General features: G+C 45.9%; 23 protein-coding genes. 11 read left to right on the top strand and 12 right to left on the bottom strand.

Annotated elements, in window-relative coordinates:
* Positions 1-50 precede the first annotated feature (50 nt).
* A complete protein-coding gene (locus tag NWE96_07640) occupies positions 51-197 on the top strand; it encodes a hypothetical protein (GenBank protein ID MCW3983854.1) in 147 nt (48 codons plus the stop codon).
* Here NWE96_07640 and NWE96_07635 read toward each other — a convergent pair.
* Complete coding sequence (locus NWE96_07635; protein MCW3983853.1) at positions 194-1,588, bottom strand: nicotinate phosphoribosyltransferase; 1,395 nt, start codon at positions 1,586-1,588, stop codon at positions 194-196. The two genes, NWE96_07640 and NWE96_07635, sit on opposite strands and share 4 nt — an antisense overlap.
* A gap of 129 nt (positions 1,589-1,717) precedes the next feature.
* Here NWE96_07635 and NWE96_07630 point away from each other — a divergent pair, with 129 nt between their 5' ends.
* Complete coding sequence (locus tag NWE96_07630; GenBank protein MCW3983852.1) at positions 1,718-4,576, top strand: ABC transporter permease; 2,859 nt, start codon at positions 1,718-1,720, stop codon at positions 4,574-4,576.
* A complete protein-coding gene (locus NWE96_07625) occupies positions 4,573-5,472 on the top strand; it encodes an ABC transporter ATP-binding protein (GenBank protein ID MCW3983851.1) in 900 nt (299 codons plus the stop codon). Before NWE96_07630 ends, NWE96_07625 begins: the two co-directional genes overlap by 4 nt.
* Before the next feature lie 18 nt (positions 5,473-5,490).
* Here the strand turns inward: NWE96_07625 and NWE96_07620 are convergent, their stop codons facing one another.
* From NWE96_07620 to NWE96_07610, 3 genes are all read right to left on the bottom strand, one after another.
* Positions 5,491-5,679, bottom strand: a complete 189-nt coding sequence (locus NWE96_07620; protein MCW3983850.1) for a hypothetical protein — start codon at positions 5,677-5,679, stop codon at positions 5,491-5,493.
* Between the two features lie 124 nt (positions 5,680-5,803).
* A complete protein-coding gene (locus tag NWE96_07615; protein ID MCW3983849.1) occupies positions 5,804-7,900 on the bottom strand; it encodes an SMC family ATPase in 2,097 nt (698 codons plus the stop codon).
* Positions 7,897-9,102, bottom strand: coding sequence for a DNA repair exonuclease (locus NWE96_07610; protein MCW3983848.1), 1,206 nt, complete (start codon positions 9,100-9,102; stop codon positions 7,897-7,899). Before NWE96_07610 ends, NWE96_07615 begins: the two co-directional genes overlap by 4 nt.
* Before the next feature lie 156 nt (positions 9,103-9,258).
* Here NWE96_07610 and NWE96_07605 point away from each other — a divergent pair, with 156 nt between their 5' ends.
* Complete coding sequence (locus tag NWE96_07605) at positions 9,259-10,080, top strand: hypothetical protein (protein ID MCW3983847.1); 822 nt, start codon at positions 9,259-9,261, stop codon at positions 10,078-10,080.
* A 121-nt stretch (positions 10,081-10,201) separates the two neighbouring features.
* Here NWE96_07605 and rpsJ read toward each other — a convergent pair whose 3' ends face one another.
* The gene (gene rpsJ, locus NWE96_07600) at positions 10,202-10,510 is read right to left on the bottom strand and encodes a 30S ribosomal protein S10 (protein MCW3983846.1); all 309 of its coding nucleotides are present in this window, start codon (positions 10,508-10,510) and stop codon (positions 10,202-10,204) included.
* Between the two features lie 267 nt (positions 10,511-10,777).
* Here rpsJ and NWE96_07595 point away from each other — a divergent pair, with 267 nt between their 5' ends.
* Both NWE96_07595 and NWE96_07590 read left to right on the top strand, forming a co-directional pair.
* Entirely contained in the window at positions 10,778-12,133 is a 1,356-nt protein-coding gene (locus NWE96_07595) for an MBL fold metallo-hydrolase (GenBank protein MCW3983845.1), read from the top strand.
* A gap of 172 nt (positions 12,134-12,305) precedes the next feature.
* Positions 12,306-13,241: a hypothetical protein gene (locus NWE96_07590; GenBank protein ID MCW3983844.1), complete on the top strand. Its 936-nt coding sequence runs from the start codon at positions 12,306-12,308 to the stop codon at positions 13,239-13,241.
* 62 nt (positions 13,242-13,303) lie between these two features.
* On the opposite strand, the gene NWE96_07585 is transcribed toward NWE96_07590, so the two are convergent.
* Both NWE96_07585 and NWE96_07580 read right to left on the bottom strand, forming a co-directional pair.
* Positions 13,304-13,708 (bottom strand): hypothetical protein, encoded by a 405-nt coding sequence (locus NWE96_07585; protein ID MCW3983843.1) that lies wholly within the window; start codon positions 13,706-13,708, stop codon positions 13,304-13,306.
* A gap of 204 nt (positions 13,709-13,912) precedes the next feature.
* Positions 13,913-14,350, bottom strand: a complete 438-nt coding sequence (locus tag NWE96_07580) for an HIT family protein (protein MCW3983842.1) — start codon at positions 14,348-14,350, stop codon at positions 13,913-13,915.
* A gap of 73 nt (positions 14,351-14,423) precedes the next feature.
* On the opposite strand from NWE96_07580, the gene NWE96_07575 reads away from it, so the two are divergent.
* The 3 genes from NWE96_07575 (at position 14,424) to NWE96_07565 (ending at position 16,166) form a co-directional block, all read left to right on the top strand.
* Complete coding sequence (locus NWE96_07575) at positions 14,424-15,434, top strand: hypothetical protein (protein MCW3983841.1); 1,011 nt, start codon at positions 14,424-14,426, stop codon at positions 15,432-15,434.
* 71 nt (positions 15,435-15,505) lie between these two features.
* Positions 15,506-15,784: an AbrB/MazE/SpoVT family DNA-binding domain-containing protein gene (locus NWE96_07570; protein ID MCW3983840.1), complete on the top strand. Its 279-nt coding sequence runs from the start codon at positions 15,506-15,508 to the stop codon at positions 15,782-15,784.
* A complete protein-coding gene (locus tag NWE96_07565; protein MCW3983839.1) occupies positions 15,762-16,166 on the top strand; it encodes a PIN domain-containing protein in 405 nt (134 codons plus the stop codon). The genes NWE96_07570 and NWE96_07565 overlap by 23 nt, the downstream gene beginning before the upstream one ends.
* 149 nt (positions 16,167-16,315) lie before the next feature.
* Here NWE96_07565 and NWE96_07560 read toward each other — a convergent pair whose 3' ends face one another.
* The 3 genes from NWE96_07560 to pstB form a co-directional block, all read right to left on the bottom strand.
* Positions 16,316-17,248, bottom strand: coding sequence for a trypsin-like peptidase domain-containing protein (locus NWE96_07560; protein MCW3983838.1), 933 nt, complete (start codon positions 17,246-17,248; stop codon positions 16,316-16,318).
* Between the two features lie 84 nt (positions 17,249-17,332).
* A complete protein-coding gene (locus tag NWE96_07555) occupies positions 17,333-17,965 on the bottom strand; it encodes a hypothetical protein (GenBank protein MCW3983837.1) in 633 nt (210 codons plus the stop codon).
* Positions 17,966-18,306: 341 nt separating this feature from the next.
* Positions 18,307-19,059: a phosphate ABC transporter ATP-binding protein PstB gene (pstB, locus tag NWE96_07550; GenBank protein ID MCW3983836.1), complete on the bottom strand. Its 753-nt coding sequence runs from the start codon at positions 19,057-19,059 to the stop codon at positions 18,307-18,309.
* Positions 19,060-19,238: 179 nt separating this feature from the next.
* On the opposite strand from pstB, the gene NWE96_07545 reads away from it, so the two are divergent.
* Complete coding sequence (locus tag NWE96_07545) at positions 19,239-20,276, top strand: phosphate uptake regulator PhoU (GenBank protein MCW3983835.1); 1,038 nt, start codon at positions 19,239-19,241, stop codon at positions 20,274-20,276.
* A gap of 87 nt (positions 20,277-20,363) precedes the next feature.
* Here NWE96_07545 and NWE96_07540 read toward each other — a convergent pair whose 3' ends face one another.
* Positions 20,364-21,050: a hypothetical protein gene (locus tag NWE96_07540; protein ID MCW3983834.1), complete on the bottom strand. Its 687-nt coding sequence runs from the start codon at positions 21,048-21,050 to the stop codon at positions 20,364-20,366.
* Positions 21,051-21,399: 349 nt separating this feature from the next.
* Here NWE96_07540 and NWE96_07535 point away from each other — a divergent pair, with 349 nt between their 5' ends.
* Positions 21,400-21,774, top strand: coding sequence for a hypothetical protein (locus NWE96_07535; GenBank protein MCW3983833.1), 375 nt, complete (start codon positions 21,400-21,402; stop codon positions 21,772-21,774).
* Positions 21,775-21,973: 199 nt separating this feature from the next.
* On the opposite strand, the gene NWE96_07530 is transcribed toward NWE96_07535, so the two are convergent.
* Positions 21,974-23,584, bottom strand: a complete 1,611-nt coding sequence (locus NWE96_07530; protein MCW3983832.1) for a cohesin domain-containing protein — start codon at positions 23,582-23,584, stop codon at positions 21,974-21,976.
* Between the last annotated feature and the right edge of the window lie 134 nt (positions 23,585-23,718).

Here is a 23,718-nt window from a genome sequence, read left to right as displayed (position 1 = left end):
TAGGAAGACTGCAGCAAACCTCGGTAAGAGAGAACAAAGGGGTAGAGGGAATGTTTAGCAGTGTGCAGAAACGGTTTGAAGGGTTCTTCTACAAATGTGAATACGTAAAAGAATGCAGCAAAGTGTCGCCTCAATGCTGTGCGGGTGGAAGCAGCTACTGCGGCGAATACAAAAAGAGAAACCGCGCCGAAACCTAAACGGAATGGTTGATTTCGTTTTCGGTTATCTGTATTTTTAGGCACTCCGTTAACTGCTGGAGTTTTTGGCTTACCTCAACAGGATACGCAGGCGCGTGGGTTAACACCTTGTACTGGCTGGGCAACTGAGCAAGGTTGGCTGCGGCTGAGTCGCGGATTTCTTTTAGCGTCGGCAACTTGTAGGTTAACTCGCCTTTCTCCATGACTTTAAGTAGCAAAGGTTCACCCACAGGCGGCTCATCAGCAAGTGCAAGCACATCCTTCTGGAAGAAGCCATCGCCACCTCGGATTCGGTAGACCTGTTTTCTTCCGGGCAGGGTGTTTTTGTCTTTGCTAAGCTTCATGATGGGCGAAAATTCCCCGCGGGGGGTTTGGGTTTCGCAGAGTTTGTAGATGCCGTCAAGGTAGGGTCGGTCAGCGCTGGTTCCCATCTTTGTGCCCACACCAAACGCGTCAATCGGCGCATCCGCAGAGAGCAACTCGGCGATTCTGTACTCATCCAAGTCGCCGCTGGCAAAAATTTTCACGTAATGCAAACCCTTGGCGTCGAGGATTGAGCGGACTTTTTTGCTTGTCTGCACCAAATCGCCGCTGTCCAACCTGACTCCGCCTAGGCGGACACCTTTGGCTTCCAGTTCCTTGGCGACTACGGCGGCTTTTTCGGCGCCCGCTATGTCGTCGTAGGTGTCGATTAGCAGCGTGGATTTGTCGGGGAAGGTTTTGGCGAAGGCGCGGAAGGCGTCGATTTCTTTGGGGTAAGACATGATGAAGCTGTGAGCCATGGTGCCGAACACGGGGATGCCGTAGGTTAAGCCTGCTAGGACGTTGCTTGTGCCTTGGCAGCCTGCGATGTAGCTGGAGCGGGCCACCTTCATGCCTGCGTCTATGCCTGGTTCGCGGCGTAACCCGAATTCTATGACGGCTTTGCCTTTGGCGGCGTGGACGACGCGGCTGGCTTTGGAGGCAATCATAGTCTGCAGGTTGATGCTGTTGAGTAGGAAGGTTTCGACGAGTTGCGCTTCGATGATGGGGGCGGTTACGCGGATAAGCGGTTCGTTGGGGAAAACAATTGTGCCTTCGGGGACGGCCCACACTTCGCCTGTGAACTTGAAGTTTTTAAGATAAGCCAGAAAGTCCTCTTTGAAACCTTGCTTTCTAAGGTAAGCGAGGTGTTCCTCGGTGAATTTGATGCTTTGGAGGTAGCTGAGGGCTTCTTCTAATCCTGCGAAGAGGAAGTAGCTGCGGTTCTCAGGCAAGCGGCGGATGAAGAGGTCAAACGTTGCGGTTTCGAAGTTTTGGTTGTCGAAGTAGGCGGCGCACATGGTGAGTTCGTAGTAGTCGGTGAAGAGGCTCATGTTTTCCTCTTTGAGGTAGCCCAGAAACGGTTTCATGAATTAGTAGAGTTAGGGTTGTTGATTTAATTCTTTCTGGCACTTCAATAACTGAATGGCGTGGCGGAACAGGTGTTCTAATGTGTAGATTTAAAAGGTAAATGACTTCAAATAGAAAGCTTGATGGCTATGCCGTTAATGTACTCAATCAAACACGTCTATAGGAACTGGAAACTCTTCGCGGCGCTCCTCATCGGCGTAACTTTGGCAGCAACCTTCTTCACAGGCATCTGGATAAAAACTGATTTAGCCGCGGAACAATCGCTGGACAAGCAGGTCAGCTCCGTCTTAACCGACATGGAATCACGGGTAAGCCTCAACAGGACAAATCTGCCTTTGGCTCTAAGGGACATTAAGGCAATGGAGGGCGTAAAAAGGGTCGATATGGTTGCAAGGTTCTATACGCCTGTGGGGGTTCCAGCTGATAATTACACTAAAATAATTTATTCTCAGATGGCGGCTTTCCCTGACGACTCGAAGATTTATCCTGAATGGCTCAATCGACCCTTAGGCGGCATACCTGAAAACTACACGTATCTCGTGGCTGGCTCCGAGTTGGCGCAAAGAGTTTCCGTTGGCGACAACATCACAACAATGATTACTTTCCCGCAGCCGAAATACTACAACCAAACCACCATTTACCTCAATCTTACGGTGGCAGGGTTTGCAGAGTTAACTGACAACGGCTACGCCTACGTTTCAGGCACCAACTACATCACTTACGGATACGCAACCAGTTTAAGTTCATACAGCGGTTACCGCGCGGATTTGATGATTGTCGGCTGGGACAGCACCTTGATGAAGCTGTGGAACTCCACCCAAGACCCCAGCAGCACCGTGGAAATAACGTTTTCCATCGACGTAGACCGCGAAGGTCTCATCAGCCCCTGGAACATCCAAGCCTCAGTCACCAAAATAAACCAGATTTCAGACAAAATCCAAAACCAAATACTCGGCAAATACATGTCCTACAGCTGGGTAAACAACATGCTCAGCAATGCGCTGTGGAATTTCCAGTACAGCTTCAGCAACATGGTAATTAACTTCTTTATGGTTTGTGCACCGATTTTCTTCGTCGCTTGGTACCTTGGCGCCACAGTCTCCGACGTATCCTTCAACATCCGCAGAAGAGAAATCGGATTGCTCTCCACGAAGGGGCTTTCAAGTGGGCAAATTCAGCGCATGTTTCTCACTGAAGCCATAGTCATCGGTGCAGTGGGAGGCGTATTGGGTGTAGTCGGCGGCTTAATCCTAAACCAGTACTATGCTGGAACCGTAAACTTGAACACTCTTTTCAGTTCTCAGATGTTTAGCCCCATAATCATGGTGGTCACCGTCGTATTCGGCGTCATCTTGGCCTTTGCGGCGGTGTTTTGGTCTTCACGCAAAGCCTCAAGGATACCTGCGGTTGAAGCACTTAGAGATTACATGCCCACCGACGAGCGACCACGCCGCAGAATCATCCCCATAGTCGCGTTGATTTTGGGCAGCTACAAAATCGCAGTGTACCTCTTGGGCCTAAACATGGAGCAGTTGATTTATCAGTGGAGTTACTCAAGCGGAAACATACTATTAACTTACCTCGCCTCGCCGTTAGTGCTGTTTGACGCAGCGATGACTTTCATCGGTCCCATACTGTTCTTCTGGGGATTCACCAAACTCGTCATTCGGGACTCAACCAAATTCCAAGCAGCAGCATCCAAGATTTCCTCAGTCATGGGTGACTTGGGCGCTTTAGCCGCAAAAAACGTTAGAAGAAACCCCGCCCGCTTAGCAGCCATAGCGTTCTTAATCGCCTTAATCATCGGGCTCAGCGTGCAGGTTACGGGGCAGATAGCCAGCCAAGAAGACTACATATACAGAACCGTCCGCAACAACGTAGGAGCAGACGTCACTGTCAGCGTCGTTAACGGCTCAAGAGGGCAAGAAATCCTCAAAAACATCACCCAAACCGTTCCAGGCATCAAAAACGCAAGCATAGAAAGCCAACTTACAGCCACGTTAAGCGAAAAATACGGCACAATGACGATAAAAACCATACAGCCCGCTGCATGGGGCGTCTCCGCCTATTACGAGGAAGGCTGGTACAGTGGCGGTCCCACCTTGGAGCAGATGCTAATCGACCTCAGAAAAAGCAACAACACCATCATCCTTGACCGAAGCATCGCCAAACAGTACGGCTACAAACTCTACGACACCATAACAGTGGACTTCGCTTCATGCGCACGGCAACTCAGAATAGTCGGGTTCTTTGGTCCTGAACCTCAAACCAGCAACCAAGGCCAAGTTTACATAGACGCAAGGTCTTCAATCGCGCCAACCTTCTACTCGCAGTTCTACTCCTATGTGCCAAGAGACCTCTTCAACATGACAGAGGGCAGCGACATCTACACTCTTGAAAGTTGGAGCACAAAAATCTTAATCAGCCTCAACCCCGGCGTCAACGGAACCGAAGTGGCAAACCAAATCCGTAGCCTCAACTTGGAAGTTTACGGCGTAGACTCCTTTGACGAACAATGGCGACGCGCCACAGGCATGGAAGACATATACACCTACAGCAGCATCCAAGTGCTCGACGTGCAAAGCTTCGGCCTCATCTTTGCGGTGCTCTCGGCTTCGGTTGGAACAGCCCTCATCGCCATAGTCAGCCTCAAAGAACGCAGCAGAGAAGCCACCCTGATGAGCGTTAGAGGATTATCCTTCCGACAGTTGGTGTGGATGTTTGTAACGGAAAGCATGGCGATAATCACCTTCGCCGTCATCTTAGGCATCATAGTAGGCGTCATCATAGTGTATGGCAACGTAGCCACAGCCAACTCCGCCATCAGCAGCTACAGCCTCGTCATGCAACGCATAATCTTCCCCGCAAACGCCCTAGCCACCATAGGCACCTACGTTGCACTCATATACGCCTCCACAATCGGGGCAATCATAGTCATGACCAGCCAATATGTAACTAAACTAGAAAAGATGGTAAGAGCAAGATGAGCGGACTAAACGTAAAAGTAAGAGACTTAGTAAAAATCCACCACACAGGAAAAATCGAAGTACAAGCCCTCAGAGGATTAAACCTTGACATATCCTCAGGCGAACTCGTCTCCATCATCGGCCCCAGCGGCAGCGGCAAATCCACCCTGCTAAACATCATAGGCGGCCTAGACAAAGCCACCGCAGGCACCGTAACCGTCGGAGAAAAAAACGTAACCTCCCTTTCCGTACGGCAACTCGTAGACTACCGCAGAAAAATGGTCGGCCACATATTCCAAAACCTCAACCTAATCCCCACCCTCACAGCGCAGGAAAACATCGAGTTCTCCATGGTAGCATCAGGCGTCAAACGCAGCAAACGCAAAGAACGCGTCCAAGAACTCCTCAAAATCGTAGGCTTAGAAGCCCGCGCCCACCACAAACCCGAAGAACTCAGCGGCGGCGAACAGCAAAGAATCGCCATAGCCTCAGCCTTAGCCAACGACGCCCCCGTCATCTTAGCTGACGAACCCACAGGCGAACTCGACACAGCAAACGCACGCATCATCGCAGAACACCTCGTCAAAATCAACCGAGAACTCGGAAAAACCATCATCATGGTTACCCACGACCCAAGCGTCGCCCGCGTCTCCAGCCGTATCTTGCGCATCGAAGACGGCGTAATCAAAACCGCTTTGGCTCCCTCCGAGGTCATCGAGCAAGAAAAAGCCCACTCATATGTAGACCAAATCAAAGCGCGCATAATCGAAATAAACGACCAGATGCGCCAGTTAGACAGCGATTTCCGAACAGAAAAAATCGACGGCGACGAATACATGCAGAAACGCCAAACACTCAAGCAAGTCCGAGATAGCCTCAAAGAAGAATGCAGCCGCATGGGAGTCATCCCCCCATAGCTTTACCTTTTTTCCGTTTTATGGCGCTTTATTCCAAGGTTTAGTGTAAAAGAAATACGATAAATTCACTATTAGCATCACCAAAAAAATCAGCAATGGATAGTTGGGTAAGGGTTCAGCCACTGTTGGAGGAGGCGGATACCCCGGAGTCACTGGAAACCCTGAGTCAATAAATAGCCCAATGCCCTGCACTATTTTTCCATTCAACAAAAGCAGCACAAATTGACTAGAAAGAAACAAAAAGAAAACCATGACCGCATTGAAAATTAAGAGCTTCTTATTTGCCATAGCGAATACCGAATTTATTTAGCGACAATTACTTTTTAGCCTTTTATCTTTCTATTGAGATTTTGCTGACGCCCGCCTCTTTCTCCAAAATAATCACATGATCACCCTTAGCGGCAAACGCCTCACTGTGGGTAACCGCGATGATTTGCTCAATCGCCTTGAAGCGGCTTATCGCCTCGGCTAAGCGTTCTATGCTGCCGTCTTCGCTGCCCAAGTTCTCTGTGGGTTCATCAAGCATCAACATACTCAACCCATGCCCCGTCCGAGACTGCATAATCAACTGCCCCAAACCCAAACGGTAAGCAAACGCCAACAACGTGCGTTCCCCGCCTGAGAGGTTGCTGACTTCTCGGGCTACGCCTGATTCGCTTTTGACGTAGGGGCTGTAGGTTTCGTCTATGACTATGTTTAGCATGGGGGTTTCGCCGCCGACGAGGCTGTCAAGGATTTGTTGCACGAAGTTTCGCAGGACTTTGACGAATTCGCTGCGGAGTTTAGGTTGGATGCTGCGGTAGGCGTCGCGTATGGCGCTTAGGAGTTCGACGGTTCGGCGGATTTTTTCTATCCGATCCAGCTTTTCTTGGGCGAGGTTGATGCGTTCTTTGGTGTCGTCTAAGCGGCGGGCTAAGTCAGTTTTGCGGCTCTCCTTTGTGCGCAGGTCAGATTCGACGGCGTAGTACTGCTTGAGTGCTTGGTCTTTTCGGTCTTTAGCCGCCTGCAACTCGGAGAGGTCGAATTTGGCGATTTCAGCCACACACGCATCCAGCTCAGCTTTCAGCGCTGTTTCCTGCCCCTGCTGCGCTTCGAGTTCAGCGGATAGATTCTTCAAGTTGCCCTCTTCTTCGGCGATACGCGCCTTTAGGTCAGCGCCGCGAGTGAGGCAGGTCTGCAAGTCGCTGTAGGCTTGGGAAGCGAGGGTTTTGGTTTTCTGCAGCGTCGCCACTTCAAGCCGCAGGTGATTGATGAGTCTTTCGCGTTCGGCGTTTTCCTGTTTTATGTTCTGCAGCAGATCCGTCTTGTAGCTGCCCACTAGGGGTTGACTGCAAACTGGGCATTTGCTGTCCTCTGTGGCTTCGGAGAGCGTGGCGGCTCGTTTTTGGTCCTGCTGCAGGCTTCGTGAAGTGGCTTCCTGCTCGGCGCGAAGCTGAGCGATTTTATCGTCAAACCCTGCAAGGTAAGCGCTTAGTTGCTCAAAGGGCTGGTTGGTAGGCAGCCCCGCTTGCTCCAGTTTAGCAAGGCACAGCTTCATCTGGCTATCCAGCGAGTTCTGGCGTTGCTGGAGGTTGTCGATTATGGTTTTTTTGCCTTCAAGCCGCTCAGCCAGCGACGCCAACGTTTTGGTCATGTTCGCGAGGTTGGCGTTTAGGCGGGCTTCTTTACGTTTAACCTCTTCAACGGCGAGTTTCTTCTCTTCGCAGCGTTTGAGGCGCAAATCAGCTTCTTCCAAGCCACGTTTAGCTATCTCTAATTTCTGGACTGAATCCTCCAATGCCATCTCTAACAGAGTGAATTCTTCGCTGGCACGGTTGTACTCCGCGTTAAGCTTCTCCAACCCGCTAACATCAGGGTCTTTTTCGTAAACGCGCTTCTCTGTTTCGTAGTCACGTTGGTACTGGGCTATGTTGCTCCATGCAATCTCGTAGTCGGATAAACCGAAAAGCTCATCCAGCCGCCTCTGCCTATCCCGCGGAGCCGCATCCAACAGTTCCTTTAGGTGCTCTTGACGGAACCAGACGATTTCACGGTACAACTCCTTGTCCAATCCGGTTATGGCTTTAAATTGTTCAGCTATGGCTTCCGTTTTCATGCTGGCAATTAGGCGGTCGTCTTCCCAGAGTTTAAGCTGCTCAAAATCTTGGCTAATGCCCTTGCCTTTACGCTTTAACCCGCGGGTAAGCTTGTAAGTCTTGCCGTTCTGAGTAAACTGCACCGTAACCCGACACCAATCCGCATCTTCACGCATCAAATACTCAAAACTACGCCCCACCGAATCCCCAAACAAAGCAAAATCAACGGCGTAAAGCACGCTCGATTTGCCGCATCCAACCCCGCCCACGACACAGTTGAAGCCACGAGTGAAGGGCACGGTGGATTTGGTGTGGCTACGGATGTTTTCAAGCTGGACGACGTCGATTTTCATTGGGTCAACTCCTCGATGGTTTGCTTGACTTTTTCGTCCTGCTTACGGGCCAGCGGGTCGATGAGGTTGAGGGCGCCGTGGGCGATTTTTTCTGCGTCTTCTTTGCCGTAGCGGTCAGCGAAAATCTGCACGAAGTAATCGTAGGCTTTGGTTTTTAGGTCTTTGAATTCGCCCTCAAAAATCGAGCGCACCACTTCGTCGGCGACGGCAGTTTCTTTAAGCTGCACAATCGGGTGCACCAACAAAGCTTTTTGGGCGGCGCAGCGGATTTTGGGCACATCCACCTCGGTTCGGCTAGCTTCCGCGGGCAACGTCCCCTTGAGAACGGGGATAATTATGGCGTCTGCTTCATCAGCCTCCTTGACCATCTGGGCGGCTTGCTCAGTGATTTTCGAAGACGCCATCCCCGTGAAATCGTACTCCAAAATGATGAACCTGCGGGGGGAGGTTAATTCGATTAGTTCAGGGGTAACTTGGCCTTTTTCGTCTACTTGAACGTGGTAGAAGCCTTTGGTGATTTTGGCTTCGTCGTAACCCACGGTTTCGATGCAGCCACTGTACACTAAGAGGCCGCTTTTGAATTTGCCCATGTGACGGTCGTGGATGTGGCCGGCGGCGTAGTAACAGAAGCCATCGGGTAACAAATCGGGGGAGATTTCAGCCTCAATGTAGGGAGGCGTAACGTCAGGCAAATCCACAGCGCCATGAAAAACAAAGATGTTGGCCAGGCCAGCTTGGGGTTGGGGCGGGTTTTCCTCCATGAATCGGGGGAGCGCCTCCTGCGTTTTATGGCGGTTGTGGTAGTTGGGGATACCGTACACGTAGCAACAGTCAAGTTTAGTCCAGCACGCACCCTTGTGCCTTGGCAAGTGAATGATTAGTCCTGCGCTGTCGAGCGGGTAGAGTATGGTGCTGGTTATGGTGTTCGGAGCTGAATCGTGGCTGCCGTCGACGGTTAGGACGGGGATGCCTGCGTCTTTTAGGCGCTTAAAACTCCGAATAGTGTTCTCCAAGGTGTGGTTGCTGGGGCGGGCTTGGTGGAAGAGGTCGCCTGCGATGATCATAAAGTCAGGTTTTAACTCGATGGTTTTGTCTACGAGTTCGCTAAAGGCGTTGTCGAAGTCTTGCCTACGCGCCTCTAAGCCGTACTGCGCATAACCTAAATGCAGGTCAGAGGCATGGACAAAGCTAAATGGTTTCAAGCAGGTAAAGACTCCCTTACACACCCATTCGTTGTTGATATGATGTTCTACTTTAAAGCATTTATGATAGCCGATTCTTCCCGATTTTTAGGCGACTTTTTGGCGTAAAAATATAAGATACAACATGCATTAACAGTGAAAAGGCGCCCAACAATCATGAAATGCCAAACATGCGGACAAGAAACCATGATGCCGTTCCGCTGCCCCTTCTGCGGCGGACAATTCTGCAGTGCACACCGCTTGCCAGAGAACCATAAGTGTCTAGGCATCAGCACCGCCCGAGCACAAACCCAAGAACGGGTCATGACGCCTCAAGCCTATAACTCTTACAATTACAGCTACGTGTTTGGACAGCAACCCCTGCAACGCCAGTACCGCATACGCTGGAGCAAAAAAGAAGTCAAACACCTATCCATCGCTGCAGCGCTCGTCATCGGCATAGGTTACTCCATGGCGTTTTACAGTTTCGGCGGCTTCGGCTTGAACCTGTTAGTGATGTCGGCGTTCGCTTTGGTTCTGACAGCTTCTTTTCTGGTTCATGAAATCGCCCATAAAGTTATGGCGCAGAAAGCAGGCATGTGGGCAGAGTTCCGCCTAACCACGTGGGGAGCCCTCTTAACCTTCGTCTCAGTTTTTATGCCATTCAAAATGATTGCCCCCGGCGCTATGATGATTGGAGGCAACCCGCCGACAGCTAAAGACATGATAAAAATCTCTGTTGCAGGAGTCGTAACCAACATGATTTTTGCAGCGGTGTTTCTGGCTTTAGCGTTTGGATTGCCCTTCATAGATGGTTACTGGTGGGCCATGCTGATTTTCTCAGCTTACATAAACTCGTTTATGGCGATCTTTAACTTGGTGCCCTTCGGAATCTTGGATGGATACAAAATCTTTATGTTAAACAAAAAAGTGTGGGTGGCCGCGTTTATCCCAGCAGTTATTCTAACAGCGATAACAGGCTGGATAATCTTCTTCTAAAAAGTCACATCGCACTACCGAAATGCAACGCCTTCCCCCAAAAAATTTTCCAACGAATACTTTATGGATTAGCGACGTAATTTAAGGGGTGCCTAAAACAAAATTAAAAGCAAAAAGTTGCTTAGATAAGTTCGATTGTTACGTGTACTTCTTCGGGTACACGGATACGCATGATTCGACGCATGACACGCTCTTCAGAGTCGATGTCGATGAGGCGTTTGTGGATGCGCATTTCCCAGCGGTCCCATGTTGCTGTGCCTTCGCCTGATGGACCTTTAAGGACTGGAACACGTAGGCGTTTAGTCGGCAACGGGACTGGACCGTTCATTTTGACCCCTGTCTTAGAAGCGATGCTTCGTAGTTCTCCGCAAACCTCTTCTAGTTTCGCGTAATCGGTGCTTGTGAGGCGTATTCTTGCTTTTCGTACCATACTGGTCCATCAATCCATTGTTTTAACGGTTTAATATACGTTAGTGCACCATAGAGACATAGGCGGAACATAAAAACCTATCGTCGCACTTTAATTCTTATCATCTAGTGTTGTCCATTCAACCATAATAGCGTAGGTTTCCGATAAAAAGTGCACAGTCAGGTTGTTGAAAGTTGCTCCACCGTGTTTCTCAATATTTAGTATTGATATGTAATAGTATGCTGTATGTTATTAATAGAACCAAAAACAAACTCTTAGTGGTAGGCAATGGTCAAAATAAAGTTCTACGGAGGAGTTAACGAAATTGGCGGTAACAAAATACTCCTCGAAGACAAGAAAACAAAGGTTCTCTTAGATTTTGGTCAATCCTTTGTCTTTGGGCAGGACTACTACACTGGTTGGTTAGCTCCAAGAGCCCTTAACGGGTTAGGAGACTATTTATGCTTCAACTTGTTACCAAGAATCGAAGGCCTGTATTCTAAAGAAATGTTATCCCACTGCGATTTGCAGTACTGCAAACCCAAGATAGATGCAGTCTTTGTTTCCCACGCCCACTTCGACCACATCAATCATCTGCAGTTTCTGGATCCTGAAATTCCTGTTTATGCAGGTGTCGGAACCAAACTGTTTATGGAATGCATGGAAGAAACAGGGTTCTCCTGCAATTACGGAAACCACACCTTTAATCTTTTTAGAACAGGCGATAAACTCAAGGTCGGAGACCTAACAGTTGAGCCAATTCATGTTGATCATTCAATCCCCGCTGCCTATGGCTTCATAATAGAAACCTCAGCAGGAAACGTTGTTTACACTGGCGATTTACGCAGGCATGGTCCAAGGTCTGATTTAACAGAAGACTTTATCCAAAAAGCAAAAGCCGCTGATCCTGTGGCCATGATCTGCGAAGGAACCAGGATGGCAAGAACTGAAAAACACAAAAACATAAGTGAACCAGACGTAAAAAAACACGCTAAGCAAGTAATTGGCAATACTGATAAGATTGTTTTTGCATCCCGTTACAGTCGAGATATTGATCGCTTCAACTCTTTCTACGCTGCAGCTAAAAAAGCAAACCGCAAACTTGTCATAACCCCAAAAGCGGCGTATCTGCTTACAAAACTCCAAGACGACAGACACCTATCAGTGCCCGACCCTCTAAAAGACAGCAACATCTTGGTTTACTATAAACGCAAGAAATCTGGAAACCACGATGACAAAGACTACTTCCTATGGGAAAGAACCTTCATGGACAAAATGGTAACCCACGATTATGTTCACAAAAACCAAAAGCACCTCGTTATGGATCTAGATTTCTATCAATTCACAGAACTAATCGACATCAAACCAGAGCCGAGCAGCCACTTTATTCACAGTATGAGCGAACCTTTCAGCGAAGAAGACATAGAAGACCAAGTCATGCACAACTGGCTTGAGCACTTTAAGCTAGAGTTCCATCAGATGCACGCTTCAGGACACATGAATAAAGAAAATCTATGTGACATGATTGATACAATAAACCCACGAATCCTCTTTCCAATACACACCGAGAACCAAATGCTGTTCAAGAACTATTATGCTAATACGCAACTGATTCAGTCAGCAAAAGAATATCGATTGGTCTAATCGCTTTACCTAAGTAATTCTTTAAGCAAGGTAAACAACCACTATTATATCTGACATAATATGACTTAGCATGTTACCGTTAGGTTGTATCTCATATTTTGTGTTGGAAAAAATTCCCATCAGAAACAATAAGGTTAAAAAATAACTCTGATGAAGCAGCAATGATAAAATTATGAAAAAAGCCTGCGTACTCCTCGTCACATTGTTTCTCATAGTTACCTTTTCCATAATGGCACCAGCAGCAAAAGCCCAAACACAAAACGATCCAACAGAAGTAAAAGTTGGAGTCTGGCTAATCAACGTAGAAAAAGTAGATTTAGCAGCCAGCACCTTCAAACTAGATTTCTACATATGGTTCAAGTTTGACCCCGACAAAATAAGCCTCCAAGAAGTAAAGGAATTCGAATTCGTAAACGGAGCCCCGACCAGATACGAGGTTACAGCAGAAAAAGGATACTTAGAATACAGAATTAAAGGAGACTTCTTCAAAACTTTCGACTTCACAAAATATCCCTTCGAAAACCAAAAATTAAACCTACAAATAGAACATAAAAACCTCGACACCACAAAACTTGTTTATGTCCCAGACGAAGAGGAATCAAACATTGATTCAGAAGCCAACGTGGCAGGCTGGAGCATCAGCAGCTTCGAAGTAGGCACAGTTACCCATTCATATGGCTATGAGTCCTTCTCTCGTTTTGTCTCTAGCGTTGTTTTGCAGCGTCCCCTGTTTTCATCAATTTTTAAGAGCGTAATGCCGATTGCAGTAATAACCACGATAGCTCTGCTGGCTTTTTTTGTGTCACCTAAAAACTTTGCACAAAGAATAGGATTAGGCGTTACTACCCTGCTCTCTGCGACCGCGTTTCATCTCTCGCTTCTAAACGGGATTCCGCCGACGGGGTATTTAACGTTCGCAGATAAGATGATGATTTTTGTCTATATCATTTTCCTGTACAATCTTTCAGTTTCAGTTCTGATAATGCGCTACGTAGACCAGAAAAAAGACGAAGCTGCAGAAAAAATAAACATGAAAGCACTGAAAATATTGCCGTTTCTAATTCTATGCGGCGTTGCGGTTCTATCGCTAAACCAACTGCTACTATAACTTGGGTTACCACACGGTCTTTGACAAAACAAGCACATACCCATGCAACCAAAAATCGACAGCTACATGTTGCTTTGGCGAGTTTGCTTGGCGTTTTGAACCATGCGTTTAACCTCAGCCTTGCTTAAAGGGACAACGACAGGGTTGTCTTGGGCCTGTGTTTGGCCGATTCGGCAGGCGGCGATGAAACCTGCAGCTAAACCCACCTCCATTATGGCGACAAGAATTAAACTTGCAACTATGGGTGCGTTGTATCTTATGAGGTCCACGCCTATGGCTTCGAAGATGGCGGCGAAACTTTGAAACTCATACATCATCATCAACGAACCCCTAAACTGAGTTGCCAAAATTAACGCAAGCGAACCCGCCACGACTGCAAAAATAACCAGCAACGTAGCTCGTTTTAGTTTCGGAAACGCAAAGAAGTTGAAGCTTGCCCCGATAATCATGAAGGCTAAGAAGGTCATCAATGGCGCTACTATGGAAGAAACTGTTATCAGTTCAACTCGTCCCCTTTACAGCCCAGAGGCTGCTGAGAATATGACGACTTCATAGAAACATAAGCGTTTTTGCGAACACAATTTAACAAAGCGCTAAACCGCTAAGCAAAGCCCAGAGGGCTAAGTATGCAAACTCCAATTAACCCATCCCCACCAACACAACAAAGAAGACTAAACGATGTGCCGCCGTAGCTTTTTTGCATCTAACTCCAAACTTTCTGGGTCACGCATAGACGTGTGGTCACGGAATGCCCCATCATGGCTGCCCACGTTTCGCTGGTACATTGGTATGACATGGACATGCAGATGAAAAACCACTTGCCCCGCTGCTTCCCCACTGTTCTGCACCAACCTTACACCAGCCGCGCCAAAAGCATCCCTAACCGCCCCCGCAAGTCGCTTGGCGATTTTGAACAGGTAAGCCGCTTCGTCTTCTGGTATGTCGTGGATGTTCTCGTAGTGCCTTTTAGGTACAACTAAGGTGTGACCTTGGTTAACTGGGCGGTTACTCAAAAAAGCCACAACCCCGTCATCTTCATAGACGAAATCCGCAGGGGCATCTCTTTGGATTATTTTGCAGAAAATGCAGTTTTCACTTAGCTGAGTCATACCTTTCAGGGGTTTAGTGGTAGGAGATTGCTTTTATAGAATTCCCCATTTCAATACAGATATGGATACTTTAGTGGATGATATCGGTAGTTTCCCCCTGCCAGCGGGAATCAAAAGAGACGACTACACCAAAGCCTACGAAGCCGCACGAGAAGCCATAACCAAAGGCCAAGACCCCACAAGCAGCCAATTTGTGAAGAAAACCTTCTACGACACCGTAGTCGAATCCTTCAAGAAAAAACTGGCGACTGGGCTAGATGTGGTTAACTTTCCCCAGCACTTCAGCGGACTTCGCCAAGTAGGCGACGCAATCCATGAAGCCATGGCCGCAGGCTCCTTTGTGGTGCCCAAAGAAAAAGCGTTCCTCCCAGAAGTCTACGTATTAAACAGAGAAGCCAAACAGTTAAGTGAGGAGTTCGGTAGAAAAATCCAGCTGCGAATTTCCCTATTCGGCCCCTTAGAGCAGTACCTAAACGAAGTCGGCGCCACAGCCTACCCCGACGTGCTGGAAGGGTTTGCGGAAACGATTAATCGCTTCGCCAAAAGCACCATCCTAAACAACAAATACATAGAGACCACGGTGGTTTCAATCGATGAACCCAGCCTCGGTCACAGCAGCTTCAGCGGCACCCCCGAACTCATCAGAAAAACGCTGGAAAAAGCCTACGATTTCCAAGGCCCAACCAAACAAATCCATCTGCATTTTGCTTCAGCCATCCACGATTTGCTCTCCGTTGAGGGGTTGGATGTTGTGTCTTTTGAGTATGCCGCTTCACCGAAAAACATCGGCTCCGTCTCCAAAGCCATGTTGGAAGAGGCGGACAAGCAGATCCGTGTGGGCATAGCCCGAACAGACATAGACGCGATTTGGGCGGAGCTCTACGAGAAAGGCGTAACTGAGCCGACTGCTGAGCAGCTCGTGGAGCCTTTGGAGGTGATTAAGAAGCGGTATGCTTTTGCTAAAGAAAAGTATGGGGAGAAGATGACGTTTACGGGTCCTGACTGCGGTTTGGGAAGCTGGCCCAGCCAAGACGCAGCCGCGTTGGTGCTGGAAAGGGCAGTGAAAGCAGCAAAAGAGCAGTAAACCTTTTCCCCATTGTAACACCGTTAACAATAAGTATTACTCAATATAAAGGTAATACCAGTGAAATCAGTATGGTCGAAGAAGTCATTGTTGTCAGCATCACCAAAAAGGGACAGGCAACAATCCCCAAAAAAATCAGAGAAAAATACCGCATCAAAGACAAGGCACTACTTGTAGACGACGAAAAGGGCATATTACTCAAACCTTTGCCATCACCCGCCGACGGATTCGGTTCTCTAAAACACTTGTTTCCCGATAAAACTGCAAGAGAATTAGTTGAAGAAGGTCGACGAGAAGACTACGAACGTGAAAAGAGGTTGCTCAGACTTGCTGGATTGTCTGACGTTTGACACCGAACCAATCGTGGCTTTCTTCCGTGGTGAACCGTGGGCTAGACAGGTTATAGACCTACTACAGAAAGTTCAAAACAAAGATGCAGAAGGATACATCAATATCTTCAACTTAACCGAAGTTTATTACACAATTGCACGCCGAGAGCTAAAAGCAGCGGAAGAAAATCAGAAACTGCTACGACTCTACGGATTAAAGATAGTACCTGTTGAAGATAATGGCCTGTGGCGTGAAGCAGCGCTCATAAAAAATAAATATCATTTATCGCTGGGAGATTCATTCGCAGTTGTCACAGCACAAGCTACAAAATCAAAACTTGTAGTTGGTAGCGATAAAGAACTCAATAACTTGGATGTACCACTCATAAAAATAAGAAAATAAAAAATGTTTAGTTCCAGCGTTGGTCGATGAACAGCTGAGCGTTGATGGCTCGGTTACGGTGCTAAACTGCGGGGTTATGGTGGGTCTTTTGCGTAGCGGCGGCGACGGCATCGGCGAGGGCGGTTCCAATTCGAGCGGTGTTTTGTTTATCAGTCTTCTTCGCCTCCATGAGTAGTTGGAACGAGGGTTACTTCGAGGAGCGCCTCACGACGGATGATGACCGCTTTGACGGGTTTGTCGACTACGTCTTCGGCGAGCAGTCGGGGCAAGTCGTAGAAGTAGGTGACGGGTTTGCCGTTGAATTTCACGAGCACATCACCCATGGCTAAGCCTGCCTTGCGCGCTGGCGAATTCGCCTCCACACTGAAGATCATGACGCCTGTTTCCTGCTCCAATCCTGCCTGCTCAGCGATTTCTTGGGGGATGGCGACGGTGTTGGCGATTATGCCCAAGTAGCCGCGCTGTGCGGTTTTGCCTGTCATGAGTCGATCAGTGATGGCTTTGACTTTGTTGATGGGTATGGCGATGCCGCGTTGCCAGACGTAGGCGGTGTTTATGCCGATGAGTTTGCCTTCTACGTCGATTAGGGGTCCGCCGCTGAAGCCGGGGTTGAGTTGGGCGTCGGTTGCGATGACGTTTTCCATGGCGGTTGCACCTCGCCAACCGCGTATGGTGCTGTTTACGTTGGTGACCATGCCTTGGGTGGCGGTGGGTTGGTTTCGGTTGAACGGGTTTGCCAACGCCAACACGTATTGTCCTACACTAAGCTGTTCCGAGTCCCCTACTTCTATGGGTGTGAACTCGCCGCGTTCAGCTTTGAGCAGGGCTATGTCGTTGTAGGGGTCGGTGCCCACGATTTTAGCGTTCAAGGTTTTTTCTCCCTGCCCGATTTTGACGGCGCTACAGCCTGCCAGCACATGGTTGCAGGTGACGATGTAGCCGTCTTTGGAGAGTACGACGCTTGTGCCCCGTGACATCTGCGCTTTTACTGCGACGACGGACTGCGAGGTTTTCTTGATGAGGGCGCTGGTGGCGTCTGAGACGGATTTTAGGACTTCGAGTGAGTTGACTAGTTGGGTCATGTCTTTTCACAGAAAGATAATGGGCAGAAAGGTATTTGTTGACTAAGGAACAAACAGAGCTAGTCACAAAAGGCAGATTTGTGCCTAAGCGGGCATGTTATACTCGCCGAAGTAGCCTACATGTCGAGCAACCGCTGGTCCAGCTGTCTTTGAACTGTTAGCTATTTTGCCGATAAGCGACATAAGCTGGTATGCAGCTTTGAGCGCCACGTTTAGGTTGTTGCTTGTGAGGAATTTGGCTTCGATGCACAGAGCAGAGCCTTGGATGTTAGCGGCAATTTGGATACCCCCATCCTCGGTTACCCATTTCAGCGTCACGCCCTGTTGGTTTTCGGATATGCCCAACCAACGCAGCACCCCGAACCATTTACCCTTAAGCTGCAGGATAAGCTGCTGGGTGAGAAGGTCTGAGGGCAGAAATGTCTGTATGAGCTGTGAACAGGGAGTTTCGGTTTTGGGGTGTTGGAGGTTTAGTTCGGTGATTTTTGGGGTAACTCGGTAACCTGAAGGTTCCTTTTTGATTATGCCTTCCTCTTCGAGGCGACTCAGGATGCGCGAAAGGGTCTCGGGGTGCAAGCCTGTTCTGCGTTTTAGCCCATCGAATGTGAAAACCGCCAAGTCCTCGGTTTCTATCAGCGAGAGCAGGTCTGCATCGCGTTCGCTAAGCGTGTAGTCGGTGGGTGGGCTTTGCCAATTAACGTTTAGAACAGGAACCATTATTCTATGAATGGCTGAAATGCTGCTTTTGAAGGTTATCCAAATCTAACCCAGAAACCCATGGTGATTTTTGGAGCAAGAATGGTTACTCAGCGAATCGAACGCCTATTGTGGGCAAAAAAGGGTTCGCTTAAGGGATTGCTCGTGGCTTAGACGCGGATTCGCTGAGCCCTACATTGTTGGCCTGCGGTTTTGTCAAACAGAATGTCGTCTCAGCACTATTAAGAGTTGCACAAATAAACTATATACCTAACTATATGTTGTCAAAGTTTTGGGATAAAAATTAAAGCGAATAAATCAATAAGTTAGGGTAAAAAACATACTGTTTTAGTAATGCTGTTCTAACCGAATTTACCGTTAATGTAATTTTCAGTTAACTCGCTTTGAGGTCTTTCAAAAATAGACACAGTATCATTATATTCTACGAGTTGCCCCACATACATAAAAGCAGTATAATCAGATACTCGAAGCGCTTGCTGTAAGTTATGGGTAACAATGATCACTGTATATTTTTTTTTAAGTGACTGAATTAGAGTCTCAATCCGCTGCGTGGCCGCAGGGTCTAATGCACTACACGGTTCATCCATAAGTATCACTTCAGGCTCGACCGCTAATGCCCTAGCAATACAAAGTCTCTGCTGTTGTCCACCAGAAAGACCAAGAGCAGAATCATGTAAACGATCCTTTACTTCATCCCAAAGAGCAGCCCCTCTAAGACTTTTTTCAACAATTCCATCTAATTCATCCCCTTTGCACGTTTTATGAAGTTTAGGGCCAAAAGCTACATTTTCAAAAATTGATTTTGGAAAAGGATTAGGTTTTTGAAATACCATTCCAATTCTGCGCCTTAAATCATAAACACAATTATTATCTGATAGAACATCTTTGCCGTCAAGACAAACTTCACCTTCAGTGCGACTGCCAATTATCAAATCGTTCATCCGATTAATTGATCTAACTAATGTAGATTTACCGCATCCAGATGGACCCATTATGGCAGTTGCAGTATTTTCTTGAATCGACAAATCTACATCTTTAAGAACATGATTACTCTTAAACCAAACATTAAGTTTCTTAATATCCACCTTAGCCATACCCACTTCTCCCTTAGACGATATTTACAAAGCAGTTTGGGTAAAGTACAAAACGATTCATTATATTGGTTTCCTAAATAAAGTAAAAGTAAATCATAAACTAAATAGACAACTTATTTATCAAAAGTGAACTATAAATTGCAAAACTATCTAAGGGCTCTCTATTGCTACCTCAAAACATGACTGATGAAACAAGAAAATTGCAATTTACTGGTGGCTCTACATTTGTTATTTCTTTGCCCAAAAAATGGATTGAACAAAATCACCTCAAAAAAGGAACAACCATAAGATTACATGAGGAAGAAAACGGATTATTATCAATTATTCCAAGTGAAGGCAAGATCCAAGAAAAGATGAATGAAACTCTAATTAAGGTAAAACTATCCGAAAAACCGGGAGAAATAATTAGAAAAATTATTTCAACATACTTAAATGGGTATAATTTAATCCGTGTAAAAGCTGAAAATAAGCAGCTGCTCACGCCTAAACAAAGGCATGAAATCAAAAGTTTTTCAAGAAGTATGCTCGTAGGAACCGAGATAGTAAAGGACACTTCAGATGAACTTGCTTTACAGGTGTTGTTGAGTTATCCAGAGCTTTCAATAAAAAATGCATTAAGACGAATGAGCATAATAGCTACATCCATGCATAAGGAAGTCATTGTATCACTAAAGACTTTAGACCATGAACACGCGAAAGAAATTATTAATACCGACAACGAAGTAGACAGGTTTAACCTATATGTAGTAAGGCAGTTGAAAAGCGCAATTCAATATCCACGAATCATCAAAGATATCGGTCTTCAAAGTGCCAGAGATTGTTTAGGTTATCGATTAATAACCAAATCAGTTGAGAGAACAGCTGACCATGCAGTTCACATTTCAGAACAAGTGTTATCTTTGACAAAACCTGTAAATGAAGACATAATCGAGAAGTTAGAGTTAATGAGTAACACTGCAATTTCTATGTTCGAAGGTTCTGTTGAGGCGCTTTTTAGACAAAATTACCAACTTGCAGAGGCGATAGTGGAAAAAACCGAAGGAATAATCTTTATTGAAAAAGAAGCAGTTGAGTGTTCACAAAAAACGAATACTGATGAATTGGCACATCTGCGGCTAATTATTGAAAGTATTCGAAGGACTGCAGAATATGCCAGCGATATCGCTGAAGTTGTACTTAATCTGACAATAAAATCAGTTTTGTCGCCAAGCATTTAAAGAACAAAATTTCCGATTATCATAATTCAAGAACTTTTCACTGCAAATTTAAGCAGATCCTATAAAGGACTGAAATTCTTCCATTAACTATCTAAAAAATACAAATTTATTCCCAGAATTTTTTAGTTTGCCCCTTAAAACAATGCATACCGAGACAAATGCAATTAACAGTAAGAAAGGAAATGTTGATGAGAACTCTGGGATTACCCAAACAGTAGAGTTTTCCAAGGTCAGAGTAGTTGAGACCTGATTTGATTCGACATACCTGATTTGAGTAGGCATGCCTGTTTTCCGATCAAAATAGTAATCAACCAGTTCGTATCCTGTTTCACTTGGACCGATACTTGCATGATTTATTTGACGGGCTCCACCTAAGAAGGAAACAATTGCTGAATCATTTACTTTGGGAGAAAGCAAATCACTTGTCCAAATTTGGTCACCGATGTTTAAATTGGCAAACGTTATTGGAAAACCGGAGGGACTTCGCAAGTCTTTTTCTTGTAAGAGGCTTGTTCGTGTTCCGTTCTTGAATGTTTGAGTCATATTTAATGTAACAATATTTGCGTTGAGGCTTTTGATGGTAATTGTTAGTGTTTGTACCTCTTTTGGAGTATTTAGTACTTGATAGATCAGAGGAATGTTAGAGTTGCTTGTTACAGTATATGTAAAAGTGTCTCCTGAAGAAACGCCTACAGAGGATTGGGCAGTAACAACGTTAAAAGATGAAGAAAGAAACAGGAAGATCATGCTAAAGCACAGTATTTTTGCTTTCATTAAACATCCAGTTATAGGGATTAAAGGCATTTCTATTAATAATTCTAATTTATTCTAAATAGAATATAGATTAAAGTTTTAAGATTGAACGAAGTTCCAGATCAAAATCCACATGTAGCAACGAAAAGCAAGTCTACAGCTATAGAAGCAATAGCAAGTTAACTTTAGTATATACTAGTTCATAGAATTTATTGACAATGATTTTATTTAAAGTGAAGTATTAAACGTCCGACAATGACGGGGAGAAAACAAAATTAAAAATTACCTAACAAACACTTGGATTACTGAGTTCATAGGAGTTTTAGTAATTACACTTGGCGTTGTTTTAGTCTCCAACGGAGTGATACTCATGATTACAACGCCTTCACAAAACAGCACACAGGGAGTCACATCACAATTTGCACTTGAAGTTGTGAATTATATTCCTGGAATACCTATTGGAATAATGGAACTTTCAGGCTACAGCCTTAGCGGCATAGGCTTGGTTTCTTGGATAATCGGATTGAACGTAATGATAATAGGTCTGGGACTTTGGGTAAAACACAAATATGCACGTTTCGCGGCGTTAACTATTTTTGGTTTAGCTTTTATTTTTCAGTTTTTTCAATTTCTTTTGTCAGGTCTTACCGGTTCTCTAATTTCAGTGATACAAATGGGAATCAACGGCGTTATTGCCTATCTGTTACTATCGAAATTTGAAGTAACATCGGATCACCACAACTAAAAATTCAGCTTAAAGTCAAAGAGTTAAAGTAAAATAGAAACAGCAACTTTTTTGAGCCAGTAAGTTCACAGCCACATTAATTAAAAAACACGTTAGCAGGTGGCCCACAATTCTCCAGCATCTTTCAAACACTTTGACATTTTAGGCCAAGTTCAGTCACCGCTTGTTGAAGTGAGAGATACTGATACAGCGAAAAAGATTACTGTATTGTGAAGTTAGATGTCGCTTCAGGACAATAGGGTAAACCGCCGTTTTCTACTGTATCGGTCAATATGTTAAGATAGATCGTTGCTTGCCCTAAGTATGCCCAGGTAGGTATGGTTATTGTTTGGGCAAATATGGTTACTCCAGAAGCTTGGACTGTTTTTGATATCAGATAACTTCCGATCGGAACCTTTTGTGAATCATATATTGTAACAACGACTGTTGACGATAGCGGCAAATTGTTTATGCTGCTAATTGTGATGTTGATTGTCGCGTTTTCTGACCTGTGAACTGTCGCGGGTGGTTGAATGTTTTTTGAAGTAATTATATAATTGTAAGTGAATGCGACTGTATCATTCAATATTGAATCTGCCAGGTTCACTGTGGCAGATATTGACCAATTGCCGAATACACTTTGAGGGGTGGAGGTGTTAGGCCAAGGCAACCTAAACTGGGCGGTTGCTAAACCATCTGAACCTGTTCGAGCGCTTCTAACTGCAACTATTGATTTTTGTCCATCATATACTGTAAAAACGACATCTTGGTTCATCACTGATGCATTTCTGTAAGTTACTAAAGCGCTCAAGTTGATAAGTTCTTGAGGTCCATACGGTCCACTTGAGGCAAGTTGACCTTTTCCACCCCTATCCAAAAATATGTCTATTGCTCCTGCTGAACCACTTTGTACTTGAATATAGATACTCTTTGAAGCGGCATCAAAATAATCAGCAGCTGAGGGCAAGGTAGGATCTGGAGCGGTGACAATTAAAATGATCCTTAGGGCACTCTCGGCAGTAGCATTGAAACTTACTATTTTACCACTCAAAGTCAGCAAAGCGGTACCGTTTGGAAATTCGATTCGCCAGGCATAATTAGTGATAGGACAAGATTCATTTTTACCCGCCGTATCAAAACCGGGTGTAGACTGACTAGCGTCTAAAACGACAGTGCTTCCAAGTGAGTAATATGAACCGTCAACTGGTAAGAAAAGAGCCGTTGGACCGTATGCTCCAGATTGACTGGGCGTTGGTAAAGGTGAAGATGTAGGAGTTGGTGAAGGAGTAGGCTGGTTAGGGTCGGGCAAGTTGAAGGTGCATCCCACAGAGGTAAATGTTAAGGGAGGACTCTCAGAAGACACATCAGGCGGTACCCCTCCGAGGGCAGCAGTTTCAAAATTAATTTTTGTGGAACCGTAACCAACAACCTTGAATGTAATCTTTGCTAAGTCACCGCTCCCAGAAGCCCCGCCTAACAGCATAAGAGTACAGGTGGTTTCGTTAAGAATCCCAGAATTAATCATTACTTTGGGCGAAGTTACGAAAAATGTTGTGCCAACAGATTTAAGGAATTGCCCTTCTACTACGTTTCCTGGCACGGTAAGGACTGCAGGATCCCATGATAAAGAAAACACCCATTGCCAGAGATTTTGAACGTTATCTATATGGACTACAACATCAAATGTGCTACCAATACTGAGACCCTGAGTTGATATTGTGCTGGGTGTTAAGCTGAGCACTGTAGTAGTTTGTGCGTTAGCTATTAACTCTAAAGAAATTGAACATACCAACATGATTATTATCGCTAATGCTAAGTATTTTTTATTCAATTCTCTTTAACCTGGGGAAAAGACCTTATGAAACATCCGTTTCTTCTCCGTTCCCCTGCAGATAGGAATTAAATGGTCGTTATTACCGTTTAGAAAATAGTTTATTTAGACAATATAGCACTATCACTTAGTCG

The sequence above is a fragment of the Candidatus Bathyarchaeota archaeon genome (genome assembly GCA_026014685.1).
Lineage (GTDB): Archaea > Thermoproteota > Bathyarchaeia > Bathyarchaeales > Bathycorpusculaceae > Bathycorpusculum.
The sequence above is the reverse complement of the archived record's forward strand: the minus strand, read 5'-3'. Positions and strand labels throughout refer to the sequence as shown.

Bases quoted from the DNA above. Each gene is read 5' to 3' on its own strand.
- NWE96_07625 (MCW3983851.1), top strand. From the start codon at position 4,573: ATGAGCGGACTAAACGTAAAAGTAAGAGACTTAGTAAAAATCCACCAC.
- NWE96_07555 (MCW3983837.1), bottom strand. From the start codon at position 17,965: ATGGTTCCTGTTCTAAACGTTAATTGGCAAAGCCCACCCACCGACTAC.
- NWE96_07535 (MCW3983833.1), top strand. From the start codon at position 21,400: ATGATTACAACGCCTTCACAAAACAGCACACAGGGAGTCACATCACAA.
- NWE96_07545 (MCW3983835.1), top strand. From the start codon at position 19,239: ATGACTGATGAAACAAGAAAATTGCAATTTACTGGTGGCTCTACATTT.
- NWE96_07585 (MCW3983843.1), bottom strand. From the start codon at position 13,708: ATGACCTTCTTAGCCTTCATGATTATCGGGGCAAGCTTCAACTTCTTT.
- NWE96_07590 (MCW3983844.1), top strand. From the start codon at position 12,306: ATGAAAAAAGCCTGCGTACTCCTCGTCACATTGTTTCTCATAGTTACC.
- NWE96_07570 (MCW3983840.1), top strand. From the start codon at position 15,506: ATGGTCGAAGAAGTCATTGTTGTCAGCATCACCAAAAAGGGACAGGCA.
- rpsJ (MCW3983846.1), bottom strand. From the start codon at position 10,510: ATGGTACGAAAAGCAAGAATACGCCTCACAAGCACCGATTACGCGAAA.
- pstB (MCW3983836.1), bottom strand. From the start codon at position 19,059: ATGGCTAAGGTGGATATTAAGAAACTTAATGTTTGGTTTAAGAGTAAT.
- NWE96_07630 (MCW3983852.1), top strand. From the start codon at position 1,718: ATGCCGTTAATGTACTCAATCAAACACGTCTATAGGAACTGGAAACTC.
- NWE96_07580 (MCW3983842.1), bottom strand. From the start codon at position 14,350: ATGACTCAGCTAAGTGAAAACTGCATTTTCTGCAAAATAATCCAAAGA.
- NWE96_07615 (MCW3983849.1), bottom strand. From the start codon at position 7,900: ATGAAAATCGACGTCGTCCAGCTTGAAAACATCCGTAGCCACACCAAA.
- NWE96_07605 (MCW3983847.1), top strand. From the start codon at position 9,259: ATGAAATGCCAAACATGCGGACAAGAAACCATGATGCCGTTCCGCTGC.
- NWE96_07640 (MCW3983854.1), top strand. From the start codon at position 51: ATGTTTAGCAGTGTGCAGAAACGGTTTGAAGGGTTCTTCTACAAATGT.
- NWE96_07540 (MCW3983834.1), bottom strand. From the start codon at position 21,050: ATGAAAGCAAAAATACTGTGCTTTAGCATGATCTTCCTGTTTCTTTCT.
- NWE96_07635 (MCW3983853.1), bottom strand. From the start codon at position 1,588: ATGAAACCGTTTCTGGGCTACCTCAAAGAGGAAAACATGAGCCTCTTC.
- NWE96_07595 (MCW3983845.1), top strand. From the start codon at position 10,778: ATGGTCAAAATAAAGTTCTACGGAGGAGTTAACGAAATTGGCGGTAAC.
- NWE96_07560 (MCW3983838.1), bottom strand. From the start codon at position 17,248: ATGACCCAACTAGTCAACTCACTCGAAGTCCTAAAATCCGTCTCAGAC.